The sequence below is a fragment of the Neobacillus sp. PS2-9 genome (assembly GCF_030915525.1).
In the GTDB taxonomy this organism is placed as follows: domain Bacteria; phylum Bacillota; class Bacilli; order Bacillales; family Cytobacillaceae; genus Neobacillus.
In genome coordinates this window covers 4,468,602-4,489,879 of record NZ_CP133269.1, presented here as the reverse complement: position 1 = coordinate 4,489,879, position 21,278 = coordinate 4,468,602, and the positions used below count along the sequence as shown (strand labels likewise).

18 protein-coding genes are annotated in these 21,278 nt (G+C 39.4%); 13 read left to right on the top strand and 5 right to left on the bottom strand.

The features are described 5' to 3' along the window. Positions 1–208 precede the first annotated feature (208 nt). The 5 genes from RCG25_RS22425 (at position 209) to RCG25_RS22405 (ending at position 6,187) form a co-directional block, all read left to right on the top strand. Positions 209–1,519, top strand: a complete 1,311-nt coding sequence (locus RCG25_RS22425; RefSeq protein WP_308081029.1) for an ABC transporter substrate-binding protein — start codon at positions 209–211, stop codon at positions 1,517–1,519. Positions 1,520–1,710: 191 nt separating this feature from the next. Next, the gene (locus tag RCG25_RS22420; protein WP_308084253.1) at positions 1,711–2,571 is read left to right on the top strand and encodes a carbohydrate ABC transporter permease; all 861 of its coding nucleotides are present in this window, start codon (positions 1,711–1,713) and stop codon (positions 2,569–2,571) included. Further along, on the top strand, positions 2,571–3,386 hold the full coding sequence (locus tag RCG25_RS22415) for a carbohydrate ABC transporter permease (RefSeq protein WP_308081028.1): 816 nt from the start codon (positions 2,571–2,573) through the stop codon (positions 3,384–3,386). The genes RCG25_RS22420 and RCG25_RS22415 overlap by 1 nt, the downstream gene beginning before the upstream one ends. Before the next feature lie 57 nt (positions 3,387–3,443). Further along, on the top strand, positions 3,444–4,466 hold the full coding sequence (locus RCG25_RS22410; protein WP_308081027.1) for a LacI family DNA-binding transcriptional regulator: 1,023 nt from the start codon (positions 3,444–3,446) through the stop codon (positions 4,464–4,466). 53 nt (positions 4,467–4,519) lie between these two features. Next, the gene (locus tag RCG25_RS22405) at positions 4,520–6,187 is read left to right on the top strand and encodes a glycoside hydrolase family 13 protein (RefSeq protein ID WP_308081026.1); all 1,668 of its coding nucleotides are present in this window, start codon (positions 4,520–4,522) and stop codon (positions 6,185–6,187) included. 49 nt (positions 6,188–6,236) lie between these two features. On the opposite strand, the gene RCG25_RS22400 is transcribed toward RCG25_RS22405, so the two are convergent. After that, a complete protein-coding gene (locus RCG25_RS22400) occupies positions 6,237–6,752 on the bottom strand; it encodes a DoxX family protein (RefSeq protein ID WP_308081025.1) in 516 nt (171 codons plus the stop codon). A 319-nt stretch (positions 6,753–7,071) separates the two neighbouring features. Here RCG25_RS22400 and RCG25_RS22395 point away from each other — a divergent pair, with 319 nt between their 5' ends. Further along, the gene (locus RCG25_RS22395; RefSeq protein ID WP_308081024.1) at positions 7,072–9,306 is read left to right on the top strand and encodes a sensor domain-containing protein; all 2,235 of its coding nucleotides are present in this window, start codon (positions 7,072–7,074) and stop codon (positions 9,304–9,306) included. A 15-nt stretch (positions 9,307–9,321) separates the two neighbouring features. Here the strand turns inward: RCG25_RS22395 and RCG25_RS22390 are convergent, their stop codons facing one another. Next, the gene (locus RCG25_RS22390; protein WP_308081023.1) at positions 9,322–10,683 is read right to left on the bottom strand and encodes an MATE family efflux transporter; all 1,362 of its coding nucleotides are present in this window, start codon (positions 10,681–10,683) and stop codon (positions 9,322–9,324) included. Between the two features lie 964 nt (positions 10,684–11,647). Further along, entirely contained in the window at positions 11,648–12,037 is a 390-nt protein-coding gene (locus tag RCG25_RS22385; protein ID WP_308081022.1) for a YuzC family spore coat inner layer protein, read from the bottom strand. 173 nt (positions 12,038–12,210) lie between these two features. Between RCG25_RS22385 and RCG25_RS22380 the strand changes: the two genes are divergently transcribed. Next, positions 12,211–13,155, top strand: coding sequence for a COX15/CtaA family protein (locus tag RCG25_RS22380; protein ID WP_308081021.1), 945 nt, complete (start codon positions 12,211–12,213; stop codon positions 13,153–13,155). Between the two features lie 44 nt (positions 13,156–13,199). Here RCG25_RS22380 and RCG25_RS22375 read toward each other — a convergent pair whose 3' ends face one another. Beyond that, positions 13,200–14,066: a LiaG family protein gene (locus tag RCG25_RS22375; RefSeq protein WP_308081020.1), complete on the bottom strand. Its 867-nt coding sequence runs from the start codon at positions 14,064–14,066 to the stop codon at positions 13,200–13,202. 184 nt (positions 14,067–14,250) lie between these two features. On the opposite strand from RCG25_RS22375, the gene RCG25_RS22370 reads away from it, so the two are divergent. The 3 genes from RCG25_RS22370 to RCG25_RS22360 are packed head-to-tail and all read left to right on the top strand — an operon-like array spanning position 14,251 to position 16,914. After that, entirely contained in the window at positions 14,251–14,589 is a 339-nt protein-coding gene (locus tag RCG25_RS22370) for a rhodanese-like domain-containing protein (RefSeq protein ID WP_308081019.1), read from the top strand. Positions 14,590–14,598: 9 nt separating this feature from the next. Then, positions 14,599–15,567 carry a bile acid:sodium symporter family protein gene (locus RCG25_RS22365; RefSeq protein WP_308081018.1) on the top strand — a complete coding sequence of 323 codons (969 nt, stop codon included), beginning with the start codon at positions 14,599–14,601 and terminating at the stop codon, positions 15,565–15,567. A gap of 21 nt (positions 15,568–15,588) precedes the next feature. Next, on the top strand, positions 15,589–16,914 hold the full coding sequence (locus tag RCG25_RS22360) for a purine/pyrimidine permease (RefSeq protein WP_308081017.1): 1,326 nt from the start codon (positions 15,589–15,591) through the stop codon (positions 16,912–16,914). Between the two features lie 10 nt (positions 16,915–16,924). Here RCG25_RS22360 and ade read toward each other — a convergent pair whose 3' ends face one another. Further along, positions 16,925–18,673: an adenine deaminase gene (gene ade / locus RCG25_RS22355; RefSeq protein WP_374121092.1), complete on the bottom strand. Its 1,749-nt coding sequence runs from the start codon at positions 18,671–18,673 to the stop codon at positions 16,925–16,927. Between the two features lie 80 nt (positions 18,674–18,753). Between ade and RCG25_RS22350 the strand changes: the two genes are divergently transcribed. From RCG25_RS22350 to RCG25_RS22340, 3 genes are all read left to right on the top strand, one after another. Next, on the top strand, positions 18,754–19,212 hold the full coding sequence (locus tag RCG25_RS22350) for an SRPBCC family protein (protein WP_308081016.1): 459 nt from the start codon (positions 18,754–18,756) through the stop codon (positions 19,210–19,212). A 105-nt stretch (positions 19,213–19,317) separates the two neighbouring features. Continuing rightward, positions 19,318–20,250, top strand: a complete 933-nt coding sequence (locus tag RCG25_RS22345; protein WP_308081015.1) for a dipeptidase — start codon at positions 19,318–19,320, stop codon at positions 20,248–20,250. Further along, positions 20,250–21,278 carry a DmpA family aminopeptidase gene (locus RCG25_RS22340; protein ID WP_308081014.1) on the top strand — a complete coding sequence of 343 codons (1,029 nt, stop codon included), beginning with the start codon at positions 20,250–20,252 and terminating at the stop codon, positions 21,276–21,278. The genes RCG25_RS22345 and RCG25_RS22340 overlap by 1 nt, the downstream gene beginning before the upstream one ends.

Genomic DNA, 21,278 nt, shown 5'->3' with positions numbered 1-21,278 from the left:
GATACTTAAACCAACATACTAAAATAGTTTTTTATTTAAAAGTAAGTGCAAACGATTGCACGCTTAAACTATTACTAGTATGATATCAAATATATTTAAGTCATCTAGAATAGAATGTTCGAAATAGAACAAAATACATGCATCTATGTTTTCTTACTTTGCACAGAAACAACACGCTTTACAAAATTTTTCAGTATGGGGGTAAATCATGAATAAGAAAAAATTATTTTCTGGAATTGGAGCTGGGCTTCTTTCATTAAGTCTCCTTTTAACAGGCTGTGGTAACGCTGATAAAGATGGCGGAGCTAAAGAAGAGTCAAAAGGTGGAAATGTAACACTTGATGTATTCCAATTTAAAGTAGAATTCAAAAAGCAATTTGAAGATGCTGCAAAGAAATATGAAGCAGCACACAAAGGAGTAAATATCAACATCACAACTGTTGGTGGCGGTGAAGATTATGGTGCTGCTTTAAAATCTAAATTTGCTTCAGGTAAAGAGCCGGCAATCTACAACATCGGTGGACCACAAGATGTGGAAGATTGGCAAAAGAAATTAGCTGACCTTTCTGATACAGAAGCTTCTAAAAAGGCATTAAAAGGAACCCTTGATGGGGTAACTAAAGATGGCAAAGTTTTAGGATTACCATACAACCAAGAAGGTTACGGCTTCATCTATAACAAAGCAATATTTGAAAAGGCTGGCATTGATCCAACATCAATCAAGAGCTATGCAGACCTTGAAAAGGCTGTAAAAACTTTAGATTCTAAAAAGGGTGACCTTGGTCTAAAAGCAGTATTTGCCCTTCCTGGTAAAGAAACTTGGGTAACTGGCTTACACTTATCCAATGCATTCTTAGCTCCAGAATTTGATAACAACGTTCTAAATGCATTCAGTGCAAAGAAAGTTGACTTCAAATATGGTGATGCGTTCAAGAAGGTCCTTGATCTTCAAAACAACTACTCTGTTCAACCAACTGTAAGCCTTGACTATGCTCAACAAGTTGAAGAATTATTCTCTCTTCAAAAAGTAGCCATGATTCAACAAGGTAACTGGGCATATGGTTCAATCGCTGGTATCGACAAAGATTTCGCTGATAAGAACATTGGTTTATTACCAATCCCTGTTGAAGGCTACAAAGAAGATGCCATTCCTGTTGGTATCCCAATGTACTGGGGCGTAAACAGCAACAAAGACAAAGCTACACAAGCTGAAGCTAAGAAATTTTTAGACTGGTTATATACATCTGACGAAGGTAAAGAAATCGTTATCAACGACTTCAAATTTATCCCTGCTTATGATGGCTTTGATGCATCAAAAATCAGTGATCCACTTTCAAAAGAAATTTATCAATATGCTCAAGATGGCAAGACAATCGGCTGGACATTCATGGGCTACCCAACTGGCTGGGGACAAGATACACTTGGTGTTCAAATCCAAAAATATTTGAGCAAAGAAGCTAAATGGGATGACGTAGTGAAAACTTCAAAAGAAGCTTGGGAAAAAGCACGTAATAAATAATCCCTTATGAACAAAGATAATGGGTCCTACTTGATAAAAGCAGGACCCATTATAAATTAGCAGAGAGACAAGCGGCTGGTTCATAAGGGGTAACTTTAGTAGTTAGGCTTTACTTATCGATCAGCCCCTTTTCTTTCAATCATTACTAACTTAGAAAAAATACAAAACACATTGGAGGTTTTTTTACCATGATGCGTACGCGGGAATTATCATATTGGTTATTTTTAGCCCCAGTTCTATTAGCATTATCTATGGTTGTTATCATTCCATTGCTCTTTGGAGTCTACTATTCATTTACAGACTGGAATGGTATTGAAGTGGGCGGCTTTATAGGCTTCGAGAATTATATTAATGTCTTTAAAGACAAGGAATTCTTAGATTCATTATGGTTTACAGTAAAGTTTACTGTCGTTTCCATTATTTTAATTAACTTCTTTGGTTTAGCCTTAGCACTTATCGTGACATCAAAAATTAAAACAAGTAAGTTCCTACGTACAATCTTCTTCATGCCAAACCTAATTGGTGGTCTGATTCTAGGTTTTATCTGGCAGTTTATTTTTATTAAGGTATTTGCCGGTGTTGGAGAATTGTTTGGAATCGAAAACTTACAAGGATGGCTTTCTACTACAAACACTGGTTTTTGGGGCTTAGTGATCCTAATGAGCTGGCAGATGGCCGGATATATCATGGTAATCTATATTTCTTACTTAGAAGGTGTACCGACAGAGCTGATTGAAGCTGCTGAAATAGATGGCGCTAGTTCACTCCAGCGTCTACGCTTTATCGTATTCCCGTTAGTTGCTCCTGCATTTACAGTTAGTTTGTTCTTAACATTATCGAATACTTTCAAGCTTTACGACCAAAACTTATCATTAACAGGCGGTGGGCCTTACAATTCCACGCAAATGGTCGCAATGGAGATTTTTAAAACGGCATTTGGTGAAAGTGAAATGGCTTATGCTCAGGCAAAAGCAGTTATCTTCTTTATCATCGTTGCTGCTATTTCCTTAACACAAGTGTACATCAACAAGAAAAGGGAGGTAGAAATGTAATGGGAAGAAAATATAAATTGCCGCTCGAAATCCTTGGTTTGTTATTAGGTCTGTTATGGCTTTCTCCTTTTTACTTAATGATTGTCAACTCCTTTAAAACAAAGAGGGAGATCTTCTCAGACACATTAAAATTACCAGAAGTATTTACTTTTGATAACTATGTTGAAGCATTTAATGAACTTACCTTCCTAAAAACATTTATGAATTCACTGATTATTACGGTAGTTAGTGTAGGTATCATCATTATTTTCTCGTCTATGGCTGCCTACGCTCTTTCAAGAAATAAAAGCAAAATAAGTACCATTATATTCTTCATGTTTGTTGCAGCGATGTTAATTCCTTTCCAATCCGTTATGATTCCATTAGTGACGATTTTTGGAAAAATAGAACTGCTTAATCGTTCTGGAATTATCTTTATGTATTTAGGCTTTGGTGCGAGTCTTTCCATCTTCCTGTACCATGGTACATTGAGCGGAATCCCAAAATCCTTGGATGAAGCTGCAACCATTGATGGGGCTAATCGTTTCCAAATTTTTTGGCACATTATTTTCCCTATGTTAAAGCCAATTACTGTTACAGTTGCCATATTGAATACCATTTGGATTTGGAATGACTACTTACTTCCATCTCTTGTTATTAACCAAGAAGGAATGGAAACTATTCCATTGAAAATGTTCTTCTTCTTCGGTGAGTATACAAAGCAATGGCATTTAGCACTTGCTGGATTAACGATTGCTATTATTCCAGTAATTATTGCGTACTTCTTTGCACAAAGGGAAATTATCAAAGGTATTTCTGAAGGCGCGGTTAAATAATTTCTACCTTATAATATAGTAGAGAAACGAGCAATTTATTGGTATTAGGGGGAAGTAATGGTGGTTACAATTAAGGATGTGGCAAGGGAAGCAAATGTGGCGCCTTCGACGGTTTCAAGGGTAATTGCCAATAACCCGCGAATAAGCGAACAAACAAAGAGACGTGTAAAAGAAGTGATGGAACAATTAGGGTACTATCCTAATTTGCAAGCGCGTAGCTTGGTTGCTAAAAGCACTCAAACCATTGGCGTCATAATGCCGAATTCGGCCTACCATGCCTTTCGAAACCCATTCTTCCCTGAAGTATTAAGAGGAATCAGTATGCATGCCCATGAAAGTAAATACGGTATTTATCTTTCAACGGGGTCCACTGAGGAAGAAATTCACGAAGAAGTCCTGTCCATGGTTATGGGTAGACGTGTCGATGGAATCCTTCTGTTATACTCTCGTGTCAATGACCGGACCATGAACTACCTGGAGGAAATCGGCTTTCCTTTTGCGGTAGTGGGTCGGCCAAGCGTGAATGAAGAGAGAATTACGTATGTTGATAATGACAATATTTTTATTAGCAAACAGGTAACCAACTACTTAATTGAACACGGTCATACGAATATTGCTTACGTTGGAATAAATCCGGATTTTGTGGTTACTATTGACCGGATTAATGGATATAAGTTGGCTCTTAAGGAAGCTGGACTTACAGTAAATGAGGCTTATCTCGTTAATGAAGAGTTAGTCAATGAACAAGGAATAGATGCCATTTGTTCTTTGATGAAGCTTGATGCTCCTCCTACAGCATTGGTAACACAGGATGATTTAATGGCGTATGAAATCATCAGTCATTTAGAAAAATTAAACATCAGAGTGCCTGAAGATATTTCAATCGTAGGCTTTAATAATCTCTCGCTATCTGAACATTCTAAGCCTCCACTAACTTCGGTGGATATTGGCACATTTCAATTAGGTCATTTGGCAACAGAATGTTTAATAGAAAAAATCGAGAATCCTGATACGTTGCCAAAGAGAATCACGATTCCAACAAAGCTAATTGAACGTAAGTCGTGCGCGGTGAAAAAATAGCTTTGGATTGAATGTGAAATGACAAACATAAAAAGAGTCAGTGAGGATTTTACATGAATAAATTATGGTGGAAAGAAGCTGTTGCCTATCAGATTTATCCTCGAAGCTTCATGGATTCCAATGGAGACGGGATTGGGGATATCAAGGGCATCATCTCTAAATTAGATTATTTAAAAGAACTAGGGATTGATGTGATCTGGGTTAGTCCAATGTATCAATCGCCTAATGACGATAATGGTTACGATATCAGTGACTACCAAGAGATTATGGAAGAGTTTGGAACGATGGCTGATTTTAATCTTCTTTTAGAGGAAACACATCGCCGTGGGATGAAACTTATCCTTGATCTAGTCATTAACCATACGAGTGATGAACATCCTTGGTTTATCGAATCCCGTGCGTCTGAAGAAAATCCAAAGCGTGATTGGTATATCTGGCGTGATGGAAAAGGCGGGAAAGAACCGAATAACTGGGAAAGCATTTTTGGTGGTTCAGCCTGGAAATATGATGAACAAACTGATCAGTATTTCATGCATATTTTTTCAAAAAAGCAGCCAGACCTTAACTGGGAAAATGAAGAGGTACGGAAGGCGCTGTATGAAATGGTAAACTGGTGGCTCGATAAGGGAATCGATGGTTTCCGTGTCGATGCGATTAGCCACATTAAAAAGGAAGAGGGCCTAGAGGATATGCCAAATCCTGAAGGGCTCCAATATGTCTCTTGCTTCGATAAAATGATGAATGTGGACGGAATTCATACGTTTTTGGAGGAATTAAAGGAAGAGACGTTTGCTAAATATGACATTATGACTGTCGGTGAGGCGAACGGAGTAACGGTTGATGACGTGGAAGATGTGGAGCGTTGGGTTGGTGAAAAGACAGGGAAGTTCAATATGGTATTCCAATTTGAGCATCTAGCATTATGGGATGCCGAAGCGAAAAAACAGTTGGATATTGTAGAGCTTAAGGATGTATTGTCTCGATGGCAAAAAGGATTAGAAAATAAAGGATGGAACGCTTTGTTCATCGAGAACCACGACAAGCCGCGTGTAGTCTCGACTTGGGGAAATGATAAGGAATATTGGCGTGAGAGTGCAACAGCGTTCGGAGCCATGTATTTTCTCATGCAGGGTACTCCGTTCATCTATCAGGGGCAAGAGATTGGCATGACTAATGTCCAATTTGATTCCATAGAGGATTATGACGATGTGTCGGCAAAGAATATGTACCGTATCAAGCGGGCAGAGGGTGTTCCGCACGAGGAGATCATGGAGATTATTTGGGCCTCTGGCCGTGATAACTCACGAACTCCGATGCAATGGTCAACGGCAGAGAATGCTGGTTTCAGCACAGGGAATCCATGGTTGAAGGTTAATCCGAATTTTAAAGACATCAATGTCGTGTCGCAACAAAACGACGAACATTCTGTTTTAAACTTCTATAAGAAGATGATTGATCTAAAGAAAGCCAACGAAGTATTTACCTATGGTACGTATGAATTGCTTTTGAAGGATGATCCTCAAATTTTTGCTTATACAAGGACGTTAAATGAGGAAAAGATTATAGTTATAACTAATCTTTCTACACAGCCTGCAGAGATGCAGGGCGTTTCCCTCGACTACCATAACTTGCTGCTAAACAATTATGAAGTATCACCACATGAACCACATCAAAAATTTACATTAAAGCCTTATGAGGCAAGAGTGTACCGAATGAAATAAAACGATGTAAAAAAGACGATTCGAATACCGAATCGTCTTTTTTATTCAGTTAGACTGTAGCTTTTGATTTTTCAGTAGCGGCTGTTTTGTTACTCATTTTTCTAAAGAAAGGTACAACCCAACGGTCTAAACCGATTTTACCAGCGTTGTAGCCAGCTGTTAAGATAATGAAGCCAAGGAAGATGTCTCTAGGGTTGTGAGATACAGTGCCAGCTAAGAAGAAGCTGAAGTTCATGACGAGACCAAAGAACATAGCGGCAGTTGTTAAGCATCCAAGGATTAAGCCTAAACCAATTAATGTTTCGCCCCAAGGAACAAGAACGTTGAAGACATCGACGTTTGGAAGAGCAAAGTGTTTCAAGAAGTCAACGTACCAGCCAAAAACGACTGCGCCATCTGGACCTTTTACCGGGTTAGCAATGGCTCCTTTTAAGAATCCAGCAGCGTCAAATCCGCCAGTTAATTTATGGAATCCTGCAGTAAACCAAGAGTAACCGAGGTATAAACGTAAGACTGTTAAGATAACAGATGCAATTTTGTTTTCTCTTAAAAATTTGTTAAACATAAATGATTCCTTCTTTCATTTTTTGTTTTGTTCTTTATAGTTACAATATATTACATTTTTATTTAAATAACATGGCTATAGTGATAAGTTCACAGTTTGTTAGAAATGTTATGACAAACAGTTGAACAGCCCTAACCAGCAAGTTTAAGAGGAAATATTTCCATATCGAGCTTTTTTTATATACAAAAAATGTAAACGCTTCCAGTTTTATTTGATATTTCATTGTTAAATAAGTCGATTTTTGTTATTTTATAGATAAAGGCTAAATTTATTGTCATGTGGCTCCGACCCATCGCATGGTATAAGGGAGAGAACAAACTTGGGGACAAGGAAATTAAATGATCCAACTTATTGGAAACTCATTTTTAGTTTGATCGTTTTTTCAGAGCTGCTTGACATTGCAGTTTCTTTTTTCTATCCATCTATTAAATTCCTAAAGATTATTTCTATTATTATCCTCATCGGAGCACTGCCGATTTTTCTCCTTTCATTAAAAGGAATAGAGAAAAAGGACGAAGAGCTTCGACAAAATAAACTTAAATTAAAAAATATCTTTGATACACTTGATGTTGCTATTTGGTCGCATGATTTAAAATCAGACACGCTACTAATCACTCCAGGTATTGAAAAATTGTATGGATATTCATATATTGATTTTTATAAAGATTTAAATCTGTGGAGAAAGGTCATTTATCCCGAAGATTTAGAGGTAATTGAAGACAGAGGAAAGAAACTGGCCTTAGGAGAAACGGTTACAAGTGTGTATCGGATTATTCGCCCAGATGGAGAAGTCCGCTGGATTCAGGACAGAGGGTTTCCGACAATGGATAGTAAAGGTGAGTTTGTTGACTTTACGAGTGTTTTATTTGATATAACAGATCGAAAAGAAAGTGAAGACCGTTATCGTAGTTTAGTTGAAATGTCTCCAGATATTATTGCTGTCGTTAACCATGAAAAAATTGAATATATTAATGAAGCGGGTTGGAAGTTAGTGGGTGCCCAGCATCCTGAGGATTTAGTTGGTCATTCCCCATTAAAGTTTGTCCCTCCACAAATTGTGGAAGCTTTTAAAGTACGAGGCAATCCACACGAACAGCAAAAGGTTAGACTCGAGTTTAAAGTAAAAAAACTGAATGGAGAGACCATTGATGTAGAAATGGCGTCGACTCCGATTTCCTATGAAGGTAGGTTTGCTGTTCAAGTAGTTGGTAGAGATATTACGGAGCGTAAGAGAGCGGAGGCAACGATCCAAAATATGGCCTTTTATGATACGCTAACAGGGCTGCCAAATCGAAATAGGTTTAGACATCATCTTAACGATGCATTAAACAAGCAGGAAGAAAATAAGATGCTAGCCGTTTTGTTTTTAGATTTAGATCGATTTAAGATTATTAATGACACAAAGGGACATAACACCGGAGATATTGTGCTGCAAAGAGTAGCGGACCGGTTAGAGATGACGGTTAAACAAGAAGGAATGGTCTCTAGGCAAGGTGGAGATGAATTTATTATCCTACTTGAAGATATTGATAAAGAGCGGGCTGCACTAGTGGCGCAACGGATTCTTTATGAGTTTTCTAAGCCTATCGAGGTAAATAACCAGGAGTTTTTTGTTACTCCTAGTATCGGAATCAGTCTTTACCCTTCCGATGGTTTAGATGAGGAAACATTAATTAAAAATGCCGATACAGCCATGTATCAAGCAAAAGAACGTGGAAAAAATAATTTCCGTTTCTATTCCTCCAATTTGAATGGGAATTCCATTCGAAAAATGGAGTTAGAAAATGGGTTACGAAAAGCTTTGGAGAAGAACCAATTAACACTTCATTATCAACCGCAAGTGTCTTTAGCAACTGGAGAAATTGTAGGGATTGAAGCATTAGTACGTTGGAATCATCCTGAGCATGGATTTATTGCGCCTTCAGAATTTATTCCATTAGCAGAGGAAACTGGGTTGATTGTTCCAATTGGAAAGTGGGTATTATGGGAGGCCTGTAAACAAAGGAAAGCCTGGGAAAATGCGGGCTTTAAAGAATTCCCTATTGCGGTAAATGTTTCCGTCCGACAGTTTGAGGATGACCATTTTATTGAATACATCTCAACAATCCTAGTAGAAGTGGGACTTCAAGCGAACCATTTAGAATTAGAAATCACCGAAAGTATCATGCAAAATTTAGAGAACTCTACGATTATTTTAAATCAATTAAAAGAGCTAGGGGTTCTTTTATCGATGGATGACTTTGGAACAGGTTATTCGTCACTAAGTTATTTAAAGCATCTTCCAATCGATAAGATTAAAATCGATAAATCGTTTGTCGATGACATCATTTATCATTCAAATCAAGGAATGATGGTAAAAACGATTATTGATATGGGAATGAATTTAAATTTTATCGTCATTGCTGAGGGCATTGAAACGGAAGAACAGCTTTCGTTTTTAAAGAACAATGCATGTGAAATTGGACAAGGATATTTATTCAGCAGGCCGGTACCAGCTGACAATTTGGAGCAATATTTAATCATAGGCAATAAAAAAAGTGGCATCACGATTTAATCGGATGCCACTTTTTTAGCTTTGAACAGGAACTCTTCTCATTAGCTTATGCTCCCACGGTTTCATGAGCCATCGCCTTAAAGCAAAACAACCGCGCAGCCATTCGTCTGTTCCTTGAGCAAGCCAAATGCCTAAGAGACCTAAACCATAATGAACTCCAAACAGGTAGCTAAGTGAAACGGCAATTCCCCACATAGAAAGCATTCCGATGATGACAGGAAATCGGACATCCCCAGCAGATTTTAATGAACTCATCAAGACTATATTCATCGCTCTTCCTGGTTCAACAAACACAATGGCCCATAAAACAGGCAGACCTACCGCTATGATGCTTGAATCTTTTGTAAAAGACTCTAATATAGGGGATCCAATTAAGGCAATTACTAATGATGTAACGAGTGAGGCGACCATGGCAATTTTTAATGTCCGAATGCCGCGCTGGAGTGCACGGTTAAACTGCTTACCGCCAATGTAGCGTGCCACTAGAAGCTGTGTGCCTTGAGCAATCGCTAACGTAAATAAAAAACAAACCATATTAATATTTAAAATATAGACACGTGCGGCCAAAGAGGAAGTTCCCATTGAAACTACAAAACTAGTAATGATCAGCTGGGATAATTGATAGGACAAGTTCTCACCAGCTGAGGGAATACCAATGGATAGGAGTCCTTTTATGTCCTCTTTTTTCGCATGAAAAATATCTCGTATTTCTAGCTTTAAAGAAAGTCGGTTATAGACAAGATATATCAGTGCACAAACAGCATAAAATCTTGCTGCAACGATGGCCCAAGACACACCGGTTACACCCGTGATTGGTAAACCGAAAATCCCCGAAAGGGCCGCAATATTCCCCCCGATACTTATCAGATCCATGGCGACAGTGACAAACATGGATTCTTTTGTATAGCCGTGACTACGTAAAACGGCACTTAATGCGAGTGAAATAGATTCAAAAAAGAGGGAGATCCCGCAAATCCGAACAAAAGTATGACCATAATCGAAAACTTTCCCGTGAATATCGAATAAGAGTAAAAGATGTTCTCCAAAAAGAAAGACGATGATAGAAATGGTAATCCCAAACCAAAAATTGAGTCCAAATACAGAACGAGATAATTGTCTTGCATTCTTAAGCCGGCCTGCACCGAGGTTCTGACTGATTAAGACGGTAGCTCCAATGGAGGTCACGGTAAAGACTAGGATAAAGATGTTTAATAGTTGGTTCGCTACTCCTACCCCTGCCGCCGCTGTATCCGAATAGTGGCTTAACATAAATGTTGCGATAATTCCCATACCCATATGAAGAGCCAGCTCAATAAAAAGTGGCCACGAAATACTAAACAGTGATTGTTCCTGAAACTTATTTGTGTGTTCTTTCAATGGTGCAATACTCCTTTATCCTATTAACTTAATAAAATATAATCTCCATTGTACACCTATTTGAGATTGAAGCCTAGGATAAATTCCATCTTATGTAATTGTGGGTGAAATTAGAATACCTACCGAATATTTAAACGGTTTACTTGAAAGTGCAAATAAGGAAATCGTGAATATAAACGCATTAACCTAGATGAAAAATGTGTAAATGTGGGTTATGAAGAACAAACTTGGTTGTGCATCAAGATAAATGCCCTTCATCTGGGGGTTATGAAGGACTACGGTCGCATAGATAGACTCTATGAGCCCGAATTACTTGAAGTAGAAGGATTACGGTCGCATAGACAGACTCTATGAGCCCTAATTACTTGAAGTAGAAGGATTACGGTCGCATAGAAGGGTTCTATGAGCCCGAATTGCTTGATGTAGAAGGATTAAGGTCGCATAGAAGGGTTCTTTGAGCCCGAATTGCTTGATGTAGAAGGGTTACGGTCGCATAGAAGGGTTCTACGAGCCAAACTGCCTAATGGAGGAACAAAAACACCTTTCTTGCCCTCCACCTCTAGGCAATTATGTGAGCCTCTCAATGTAAACTCAAAATAAATGTAATTCACCTTACTTAATTTTTTTATTAGTCGAAACCATTGTTGACACTTTTACACAATTAAATGGACTTGATTGTTATGAAGGACAAAATTCAGTTGGATAACAAGGAAAATGTCCTTCATCCGGGTTATGAAGGACAAAATTCAGTTAGATAACAAGGAAAATGTCCTTCATTCAGGTTATGAAGGACAAAATTCAGTTAGATAACAAGGAAAATGTCCTTCATCCAGGTTATAAAGGACAAATCCTAATGTGGTTTTTCCTATGAATTAATTGACGAGAAAGTTTGTAAGTAAACCTATTACGATTATTTGCGGTAGGTATCATTTGTAGTGGCTGTATTACATAACACCTAAATATGCTACCTTCCCCATTTCATAGCTACCGATAATGTACAGCAACTCATTGGGTTATTTTGATCTGCTTGGGTAGTGAGGATGAAGTTAATTCCTGACGGTGTAAACTTCGTGATGACAGGAACTTTTAATCCGATAGACTTAATCATCGCGTCCACTTCACTATGTTTCCCTTGTTGGGCGGCACTCATTATTTTATGGGCAAAGCCTGGATCGCTCAATCTATCTAGTAAAATACTTCCTTGTTCCATTAGTAAACGGAACGATTTGACGGACTTGACAAATATTTTTGTATCTACTGGTGGATAGCTCCGAGGATATGAAGAATTCACTGAATAGGTGTAATAAGCAGGAATGGGAGGATAAACAGGATAATGAAAAGGGTTGTAATACATCTTAATTCTCCTTCCATGAGTAAAAACACAAGGCAATAGTACCCTATGATAAATTGTTGGATTTGGTTACCCACTATTTTTAGGTTTTCGTGATACATATCACCGAAAGGCTTGTATAATTCTGTTAAATTATTAATTGATTCAAAATATTCATAAAAAATCAAGGGGGTTGAATGGTGAGGAATAAACACTTGGCACTTGTTGGAGTATTACTGACCTATTTTTTAATTGTTTTTGGGGGATATGTAGCCTCCTCTAATTCTGGCATGGGGTGTGGACCTGAATGGCCAATGTGTAACGGTGAAGTTATTCCCACGTTAAAGGGGGCTACATTAATTGAATATCTGCATCGAGTCATTGGAGCAACCCTTGGTTTACTCTCTGCCGTGTTATTTTTTACTCTTATGAGGAAGAGAAATGGGCGTAAAGTACATCAGGTGGCATTTGCCATGTTAGTCCTCCTAGTGATTCAAGTCCTCCTTGGGGCAGTTGTTGTTGTCCTTGATTTGCCTTCTATTGTGATTTCCGTCCATTTAATCATCGCCATGCTCTTTCTTTTCTGTTTGATTTGGATTTGGAGACATCTGGAGGTTGAGGATAGAAAATACAAAGCATATTTAACGAAAGGGAATCAAAGGTCGGTCATTCGCCATTTAAATATGGTACTCATTCTCCTCTTGTGTACAATGGCTTTTGGTGCATATATTAAGCATCAGATTTATGGATTGGCTTGTGGATGGTTAGGGTGTAGACAAACCTTCTATCCAACGACTATTCCAGAACTTCTCCAAACCATTCATCGTGGACTTGCCGTTGTTTCTACTCTGTATATTCTCATACTTACGCTCTGGTCTTTTACAAAAGGATGGGGTAGGAGCATTCAAAGGAGACTTGTCCTATGTATGTTGGCAGTTCTTTTTCAATTAATTATTGGGGCCGTGGTAGTCATGACATTCCTGGATCTTTCATCGGCGGTTTTTCACCTGGCTATCGGAACCGGATTATTCGCTTTGGTTAGCGAAACAAGAGTATATACGGGGAATGCCTTGATGAAATCTAATAAGAGTGTTGCTCCAAGCCGAAGCTGGCATAGTGGTCGAAGAAGTCTGGAGAAATAAACAACGAAAGCGGCTGTCTAATCAAATGACAGCCGCTTTTTGCTTTAATGAATTCTTATATTTCCACTAGAGACATCAAGGTTGATAGGGAATTTCCCTGACCCATGCTTCCCTTGGATACTGTGTTTACTTTGGTCTTTGGAAGTCAAAGGGAAGGTACTAGAAATATTCCCGCTGCTTACATCACCATCAATCGAAAAATCAGCATTATCAGGTAAATCAAGGCTGACATCACCAGAACTAACATCAATAGTAATCGCATCTAACAGTTGATCGACTTGAATGCTGAGTCTTCCGGATGATACATCTGCCTCGATTGGTCCTGTATAGTGCTTAATTTCCAGGTTACCAGAACTAATATCAAAGGAACCTGTTTCCGCCTTTAGTGAATCTATATTCACGTTCCCTGAAGAAACGTCCTGGACAAAATGTTTGACTACCAGATTAGTAAGGTTTAGGTTTCCAGAGCCAATATCAACGGTTAACTCATCTAATTTCAAAGGCTTATTTTTGGATATGCCGGAGAAGTGTAAATTACCTGAGCCTAAATCGATACTCATATTGCGGTCATAATTTTCTGGTATATAGATTTTCAGTTCCTTCTTTTTGGAGAAAGGTGCCCAGTTAAACCAATCAAACCATTTGTTTTTAATCGAAACTTCAACCTTATCCCCTGAGTCGTTCACCGTTAGTTTTTCTTTTCCATTATAAACGGCTTCTAAATCGTCCCGATCTTCCGGAATAATAGTGGTACTTACACTAGAAACATTGATTTCAATTAAGTCTGTATCACTTGTTATGGTGGCTTGAGTATTCTTGGTTTCTGCTTGAGACCAATCCATTTGTAACCCTTGATTGAAGATAATATATAATCCAGTAATAACTAATAGTAGAATTAAAATTCTTTTCATTTTTTTCCATCCCCTTTTTTCATAACTTCTATATAAAGCATAATAATTCCTCTAGTTTTCTTCAATGAACTTGGGATTTATTTCTATCTAAGACCTAAGACGTAATTATTTTTTTCGTTTACCGAAGGATTTTTTTCATCCAGGAAAAGAATTTATGGTATTCTTTGTAAAGGAGGTGCACACAATGACAATCAAAAAATTGACACCGAAAGAACTGCATGAAAAGCTGCTTGGAGAGGACAAGACAGTCGTTCTCGATGTACGTGCAGAAGAAAAATACAATGAATTTCATATAGAGGAAAGCCGGAATATCCCAAAGACGATTATTTTTGGTATGGAAGAAAAGGAAGGAAATCCGCCATTATCATTACCACGAGACAGAGAAGTCATCGTAACCTGTACCACGGGGAATTCCGCAGCTAAATGTGCGAAGATTCTTGATGCTCACAATTACAACGTAGCAGTTTTAGATGGTGGGCTTACAGCCTGGAAGGCCTATTTACATTCGCTGGAAGACAAATAGGAGAGAGTTATGCTGCATAAATTAAATAGACAACTAGAAAAAATTATGCCCTTAATTACTCCTGTGGGCGTTGTAACTGGGGTGATTTTTAGTGTCCATCTAACGGACTTTTCCTATCTGATTCCTTGGATCTTTGCCTTTATGACCTTCGCAGGAAGTTTAAGCTCTAATTTTCGTTCATTAAAAGAGGTAATGGCTCATCCCTTTCCCATTTTTATGGCGATGTTGATATTACATGTTCTCATGCCAGCTTGGGCATGGGGAGTAGGCCATGTCGCCTTTTCTGGTGATGTATACACCATTACTGGTCTCATTTTAGGTATGGTCATCCCAACAGGAGTGACGAGTTTTATTTGGGTTTCAATCTACAAAGGGAACATTCCCTTGGTTTTATCTCTTATCTTAATAGATACCTTGCTTTCCCCCATTATTGTTCCGCTTTCACTTTCCTTATTTATCGGTCAAAAAGTGGAAATGGACTTCTTGAATATAATGAAAGGGCTCCTAGGGATGGTTGTCATTCCATCCTTAATCGGAATGTTCCTGAATCAAGTAACAAAGGGTAAAATTAAAGAAAAATTAGGTTCACGTCTTGCTCCATTTTCAAAAATATGCATCGGCATTGTGGTGATGCTAAACGGGGCAATTGTTGCTCCTTATTTAAAAGACATTAATTTTAAGCTTGTAGGTATAACAGTAACTGTCTTTTGCATTGCCTTCTCTGGATATTTATTTTCCTTCCTTTTGGGTAGATTGATGAAGAGGGATCGGAATACTGTTATTACTCTCACATTTACCGGTGGAATGAGGAATATCAGTGCTGGCGCAGTATTAGCTGTTTCCTTTTTCCCAGCTGCGGTGGCAGTTCCTGTAGTTGTTGGGATGCTTTTCCAACAAGTTCTAGCTTCAACCAATGGTTATTTTCTCGACCGGTATTATACTAGAAAGGTCGATAAACAAGAGTCATTAGTTTTATAAATGAGTAGGTGTTTCTAAAAGATGAACGACATATTGAAAAAAGAAAGCAGTCTTTTATCAGGAGTGCAAGGCATCCAGTGGGCTGTCTTTATGTTAACGAATATCATTGCTGTTCCTGTTGTAGTAGGTGCAGCCTTTCACATGTCCCCTGCAGAAATTTCCACTTTCATGCAAAGGATGCTATTGGTTTCGGGGGCAGCAACATTGATCCAAGTGTTTATTGGGCACCGCCTTCCTGTAGTTGAAGGAGCTGCTGGAATGTGGTGGGCAATCTTTATTTTGCTGGGGACCATGAGTGCGCCTGGAGGCCAGGGGCTTTTACTACAACAGCTTGAAATGGGTCTTATTATTGCTGGTTTATTTTTAGCAATCGTAAGCTTCTTGCCTATTATTGAAAAAATACGGTTATTATTCACTCCAATCGTCACAGGGGTTTATTTAATTCTTCTTGTAAGCCAGTTGAGTGGTTCGTTTTTTAAAAGTATCCTTGGAATGACAGCGACCGGTCAACTTAATGGAAAAATCACACTGATTTGTTTAATTGAAATTATCATTATCCTTCTGTTTTCATTAAAAGCAAAAGGGATTTGGAAAAGCATGGGGCCGCTCGTTGGGATTATGGTCGGTTGGAGCCTCTTTCATTTCTTTGGTTTACTCCATACTGGTCAAGTCTATGAACCTAGTAGCTGGTTTGCTTTGCCGCAAGTATTCAGCTGGGGAGCTCCAAAGTTTGATGTAGGGATCGTACTAACATCCGTGATTACTTCGATTGTGTTAATCTCGAATGTGATTGCCAGTATTTTAGTAGTAGGAATAGCTCTTGAAAAAGAGATCCAGCCTAAGCAGTATCAAAAGGGAATCTTCGGTAATGGAGTAAACTTGCTTGTTTCGGGAATATTTTCAGTTGTTGGAGTGGTACCTTTGTCTGTTTCAGCTGGGTTTATTACTACAACAGGGATTAAAGCAAAACGCCCGCTGGTGATTGGGGCATTAGTTATTATGGGTATTGGATTTTTCCCCTATATTGGCGAATTTTTATCTACTCTACCGTTAGAGGTTGCTTACGCTTCCTTGTTCATTCCATTCTCTCAGATGATGGGGTTTGGAATCCGTGACTTAATGGGTCAGAAGCCATCTTCACGAAATTTATTAGTGATTGGACTTTCCTTGATGGTTGGAATTGGGATGATGTTCATGCCGCCTGCTGCCTTCGAAAGTGTAGCGCCATGGCTTCGAAACATCATCGCGAACGGTTTGCTCGTTGGATTGATATTTTGTTTATTGCTTGAACATGTAGTATTTCGGGAGAAGAAGGTTCATAACCTCAATGAAAAAGCCAGTCGATAAGACTGGCTTTTTACATGGATGCATCGATGGGAATATGCTTAAAAGTAGAAACCTGAAACAACCCTTGGTCTGTCATTTTGAGTTCAGGTATGACGGGAAGAGCCAGGAAAGATAGAGTCAAAAATGGATTAAATTCACCGCATGCCCCTAATTTTTTAAGCGCAAGATTGATCTCATTTAGGTTAGAATAAACCTCCTGATAGGGACGATCAGACATTAACCCAGCGATTGGAAGCTCCAAAAAGGCAAGAACTTCCCCTTGATTAACAACAATCATACCGCCTTGCATTTCCTTAAGAGTATTAGCTGCGACAACCATATCAAGATTATTGGTACCTGCGATAATAAGATTGTGCGAATCATGGGCGATGGTTGTAGCGATTGCCCCGTCCTTTAGGCCTAATCCTTTCACGATACCTAAGCCAATCTCTTTGGTCAGATTATGACGTTCAATCACAGCTAATTTTAAGTGGTCATTAGGAATAGAAGTTTGGAAAGTGCCTCGTTCGCAGGTTTCCACTTCCTCAATTACATGTCTTGTTACGAGACTATTGGGGATAATCTCAATAACATGGGCTTTTTTGCTTAATAAAGGGATATCAAAGCTTTTTTCAGTAATGTCATGAAAACGGACTGAATTCCTTAGCAGCTCCGTTCCTGTTCCACTCTTATTTTCTGCCTTATTTAAAAATACTCCATTTTCAATGACTGGATTCCCATCCTTATATACATCAACAATCTTAATTTTCTCAAGGTCATCCATAAGAATAAAATCTGCTTTGTATCCGGGAGCAATGGCCCCTTTTTCAGCAAGCCCAAAGCACTCGGCGGCATTGATCGTCGCCATTTGAATAGCGGTAATGGGGGAGAGACCTGAGGAAATGGCCAGACGCACATTGTGATCAATACTGCCCTCACAAATCAAGTCATCTAAATGCTTATCATCTGTCACAAATAAACAGCGACGAGCATTCCGTTCATTCACGACGGGAATCAACTGCTGTAAATCCTTCGCCACGGTGCCTTCCCGAATCATTAGGTACATTCCTCTTGTTAGACGCTCTTTTGCTTCCGCCGCGGTAGTGCTCTCGTGATCTGTACGTATGCCAGCAGACATATACACATTCAGATCATTAGCCGTTAATCCGGCAGCATGACCGTCGATTTTTTTCCCGACTTGCTTACTATCACAGATTTTTGTAAGCATGTCAGGATCTGCATGTAATACGGCGGGGAAATTCATTACTTCTGCTAAACCGAGCACACGGGGATGATGATAAAAAGGTTTTAAATCGTCCGCTTTTAAAATGGCTCCTGCATGCTCGAATGCAGTGGCTGGCACACACGAAGGCAGCATAAAGTAAAAATCAAAAGGGAGGTTTTCGGAGGAATCTAGCATATATTGTATTCCTGCTGCACCGCACACATTGGCGATTTCATGAGGGTCGGCAATTACGGTGGTTACCCCGTGCTGAAGGAGAACTTTGGCAAATTCACTGGCAGTTACCATAGATGACTCTATATGAACATGGCCTTCGATGAAAGCAGGTGAAATATAACAGTCTTTAGCATCGATTGTATGGTTCCCTTCGTATTGTCCGATCCCTGCAAAATAGCCATCTACAATGGCGATATCTGCTTGGATAATTTCACCATTGAAAACATCTATTATTTTCCCATTTTTAATGACCGTATCTGCAGGCTCTTTCCCAGATGCAACAGAGATTCTCCTTGCTAACTGATTTCTCTCCATCATCAACATCCTTTTTTGAAAATAGGTTTTTGTTTGAAGTATAATAGGAATAATGAACGATTATGCCTATTTTGAGGAGGATTCTTATGAGCAAGCTTTTCGTCGATAAAGCGATTGAAATAACTACCCCTGCAGCAAAAGTATGGGAAGTCCTAACGATCAGTGATAAAAATGCTGAGTGGGCGAAAGAATTCTCAAGTGGCGGCCCAGAGTTTCACCTTGAATCGACTTGGGAACTGGGTAGTCCGGTCCTTTGGAAAGGCCAAGATGGGACTGTTATTGTGGAAGGTAATGTAACAGCTTTGGAGCCAAACAAGCTGCTCCGCTTTACGGTATTTGACGTTCGAAGTCCTGAGCGGCCTGCAGTGACAGAGGAAAACGGGATTACTTTTCGACTGATGGAGGAGGCAGGTAAGACAACCCTTCATATTTTACAAGGGGATTTCTCTGTGATGACGGATGGGGAAAAATATCGAGATTTAAGTGCGGATATTTGGGACAAGGTACTGCCAAAGGTAAAAGAGATGGCGGAGCAAACTAACTAAGCTCCTATTAAAAATTAAAATTTATTTGAGCTAGGACATTTTCCACCTAGCTCTTTTTGATATGATAAAATCTTAGTAAAAGCACGTACGAGGAGACTATTCTAAATGAATATTATAGATTTACACTGTGACGCATTAATGAAACTTCAAGAAGCCAAAGGGGCCCTTCGATTTGCAGATGCACCGGAATTACAAACCAATAAAGCCCGATTACAGCAAGGACAAATAAAGGTTCAGTGCTTTGCTATTTTTATAGAACCCGAAATTAAAGGAGACCAGAAATTTCAGGTGGCACTTGAACAAATTGATTATTTTTACAAAGAAGTGCTGGGAAGAAACCCGGACATGGTACATATCAAGGAATGGTCTGATTTTGACCGCTTAAAAATTGGCCAAATTGGAGCCATGCTGACACTCGAAGGGGTAGACGCCATTGGCAACGATTTAGCCAAACTGCATATTCTTTACAGGTTAGGGGTCCGGTCAGTAGGGCTGACCTGGAATCAGGCAAACCTAGCAGCAGATGGAGCAGGAGAACCGCGCGGAGCGGGACTGACTCTTTTTGGAAAAGAAATCGTTGAGTTTAATAACGAGCATCAGATCCTTACAGATGTTTCCCATTTAAGTGATAAGGGGATATGGGAGGTCATTGAGCTGGCCAAGTATCCAATTGCGAGCCATTCTAATGCAAGAGCACTTTGCCATCACCCACGTAACTTAACAGATGAACAGGCGAAAGCGATGTTTACCAAGGGCGGACTAATCCATGTTGTGTACCATCCACCGTTTGTAAAAGAATCTGGTGAGGTAAAAATAACTGACCTAGTAAAGCATATTGATCATTTTTGCTCGTTGGGCGGGGTGAAACAGATTGGTTTAGGCTCCGATTTTGATGGAATCTCTACGTTTATTACCAACCTAGAAGATGCCTCTAAGAGCCAAAATCTGATTAATGAACTATTAAAGCATTATACAGAGGACGAAGTGAAAGGCTTTGCTTATGAAAACTTCCTTAACCACCGCCCAGGGATTAAGTGATGAAGGTAAGGGAGGCTGGCATGACTGTTGGGAAACTGCCAACGGGTGTAAAAAACTGCATTACTGATGTAGAAGGAGTCCTAGTTGGTCATGTGACGTTGGATTACCCGCTTGAAGAGAGTGGAGCCGAATATGCCTGTACGGGAGTAACAGCTATTTTACCGCATAACGGAAATTTGTTTAAGGAAAAGGTAACGGCAGCAAGTTACGTCATTAATGGTTTTGGGAAAACGACTGGACTTGTGCAGGTGAATGAATTAGGTGTCCTCGAATCGCCCATTATGTTAACGAATACCTTTTCAGTACCTGCTGTAACGCAGGGAGTGCTGGAGTACATGCTTAGTGAGAATCCTGAAATTGGCGACACCACAGGGACCATAAACATTGTGGTTGGTGAATGCAATGATAGCTACCTGAATTCTATAAGGCGTTTTCCAGTGAAACCGGAGCATGCGGTCAATGCCATCAAGAATGCAACTATCAATCAGGCAGTAGAAGGAGCAGTTGGAGCAGGGAAGGGCATGGTGTGCTTTGGCTACAAAGGAGGAATTGGTTCGTCCTCCCGTATCGTTGAAGAGTACACGGTCGGATGCCTTGTTTTAAGTAACTTTGGAAAAAAAGAAGAGCTACAGAGTTATCGCTATGCTGGCGGAGAAGGAGTATCTGAAACTTCGGATGGTTCCATTATCATTATATTGGCCACAGATGCTCCGCTAAGTGACCGGCAATTACAACGGCTAGCCAAACGCTGCGGGATTGGTCTTGGTCGTACAGGCAGTCATTTTAGTCATGGCAGTGGTGATATTGTCATTGCTTTTTCAACGGCTCAAAAAATAGCTCACTTTTCAGAGAATGTTCTTGAAACCCGAGTCCAGCTTCGTGAGGAACATCCGATTATGAATCAACTATTTATGGCTGTTGCCGAGGCTGCAGAGGAAGCCATTCTAAATTCACTGTCTCAAGCTGTCACTACAAAAGGGAGATTGGGACGAATGGTCAATCAGGTTAATTTTTCAATAGAGGAGTAG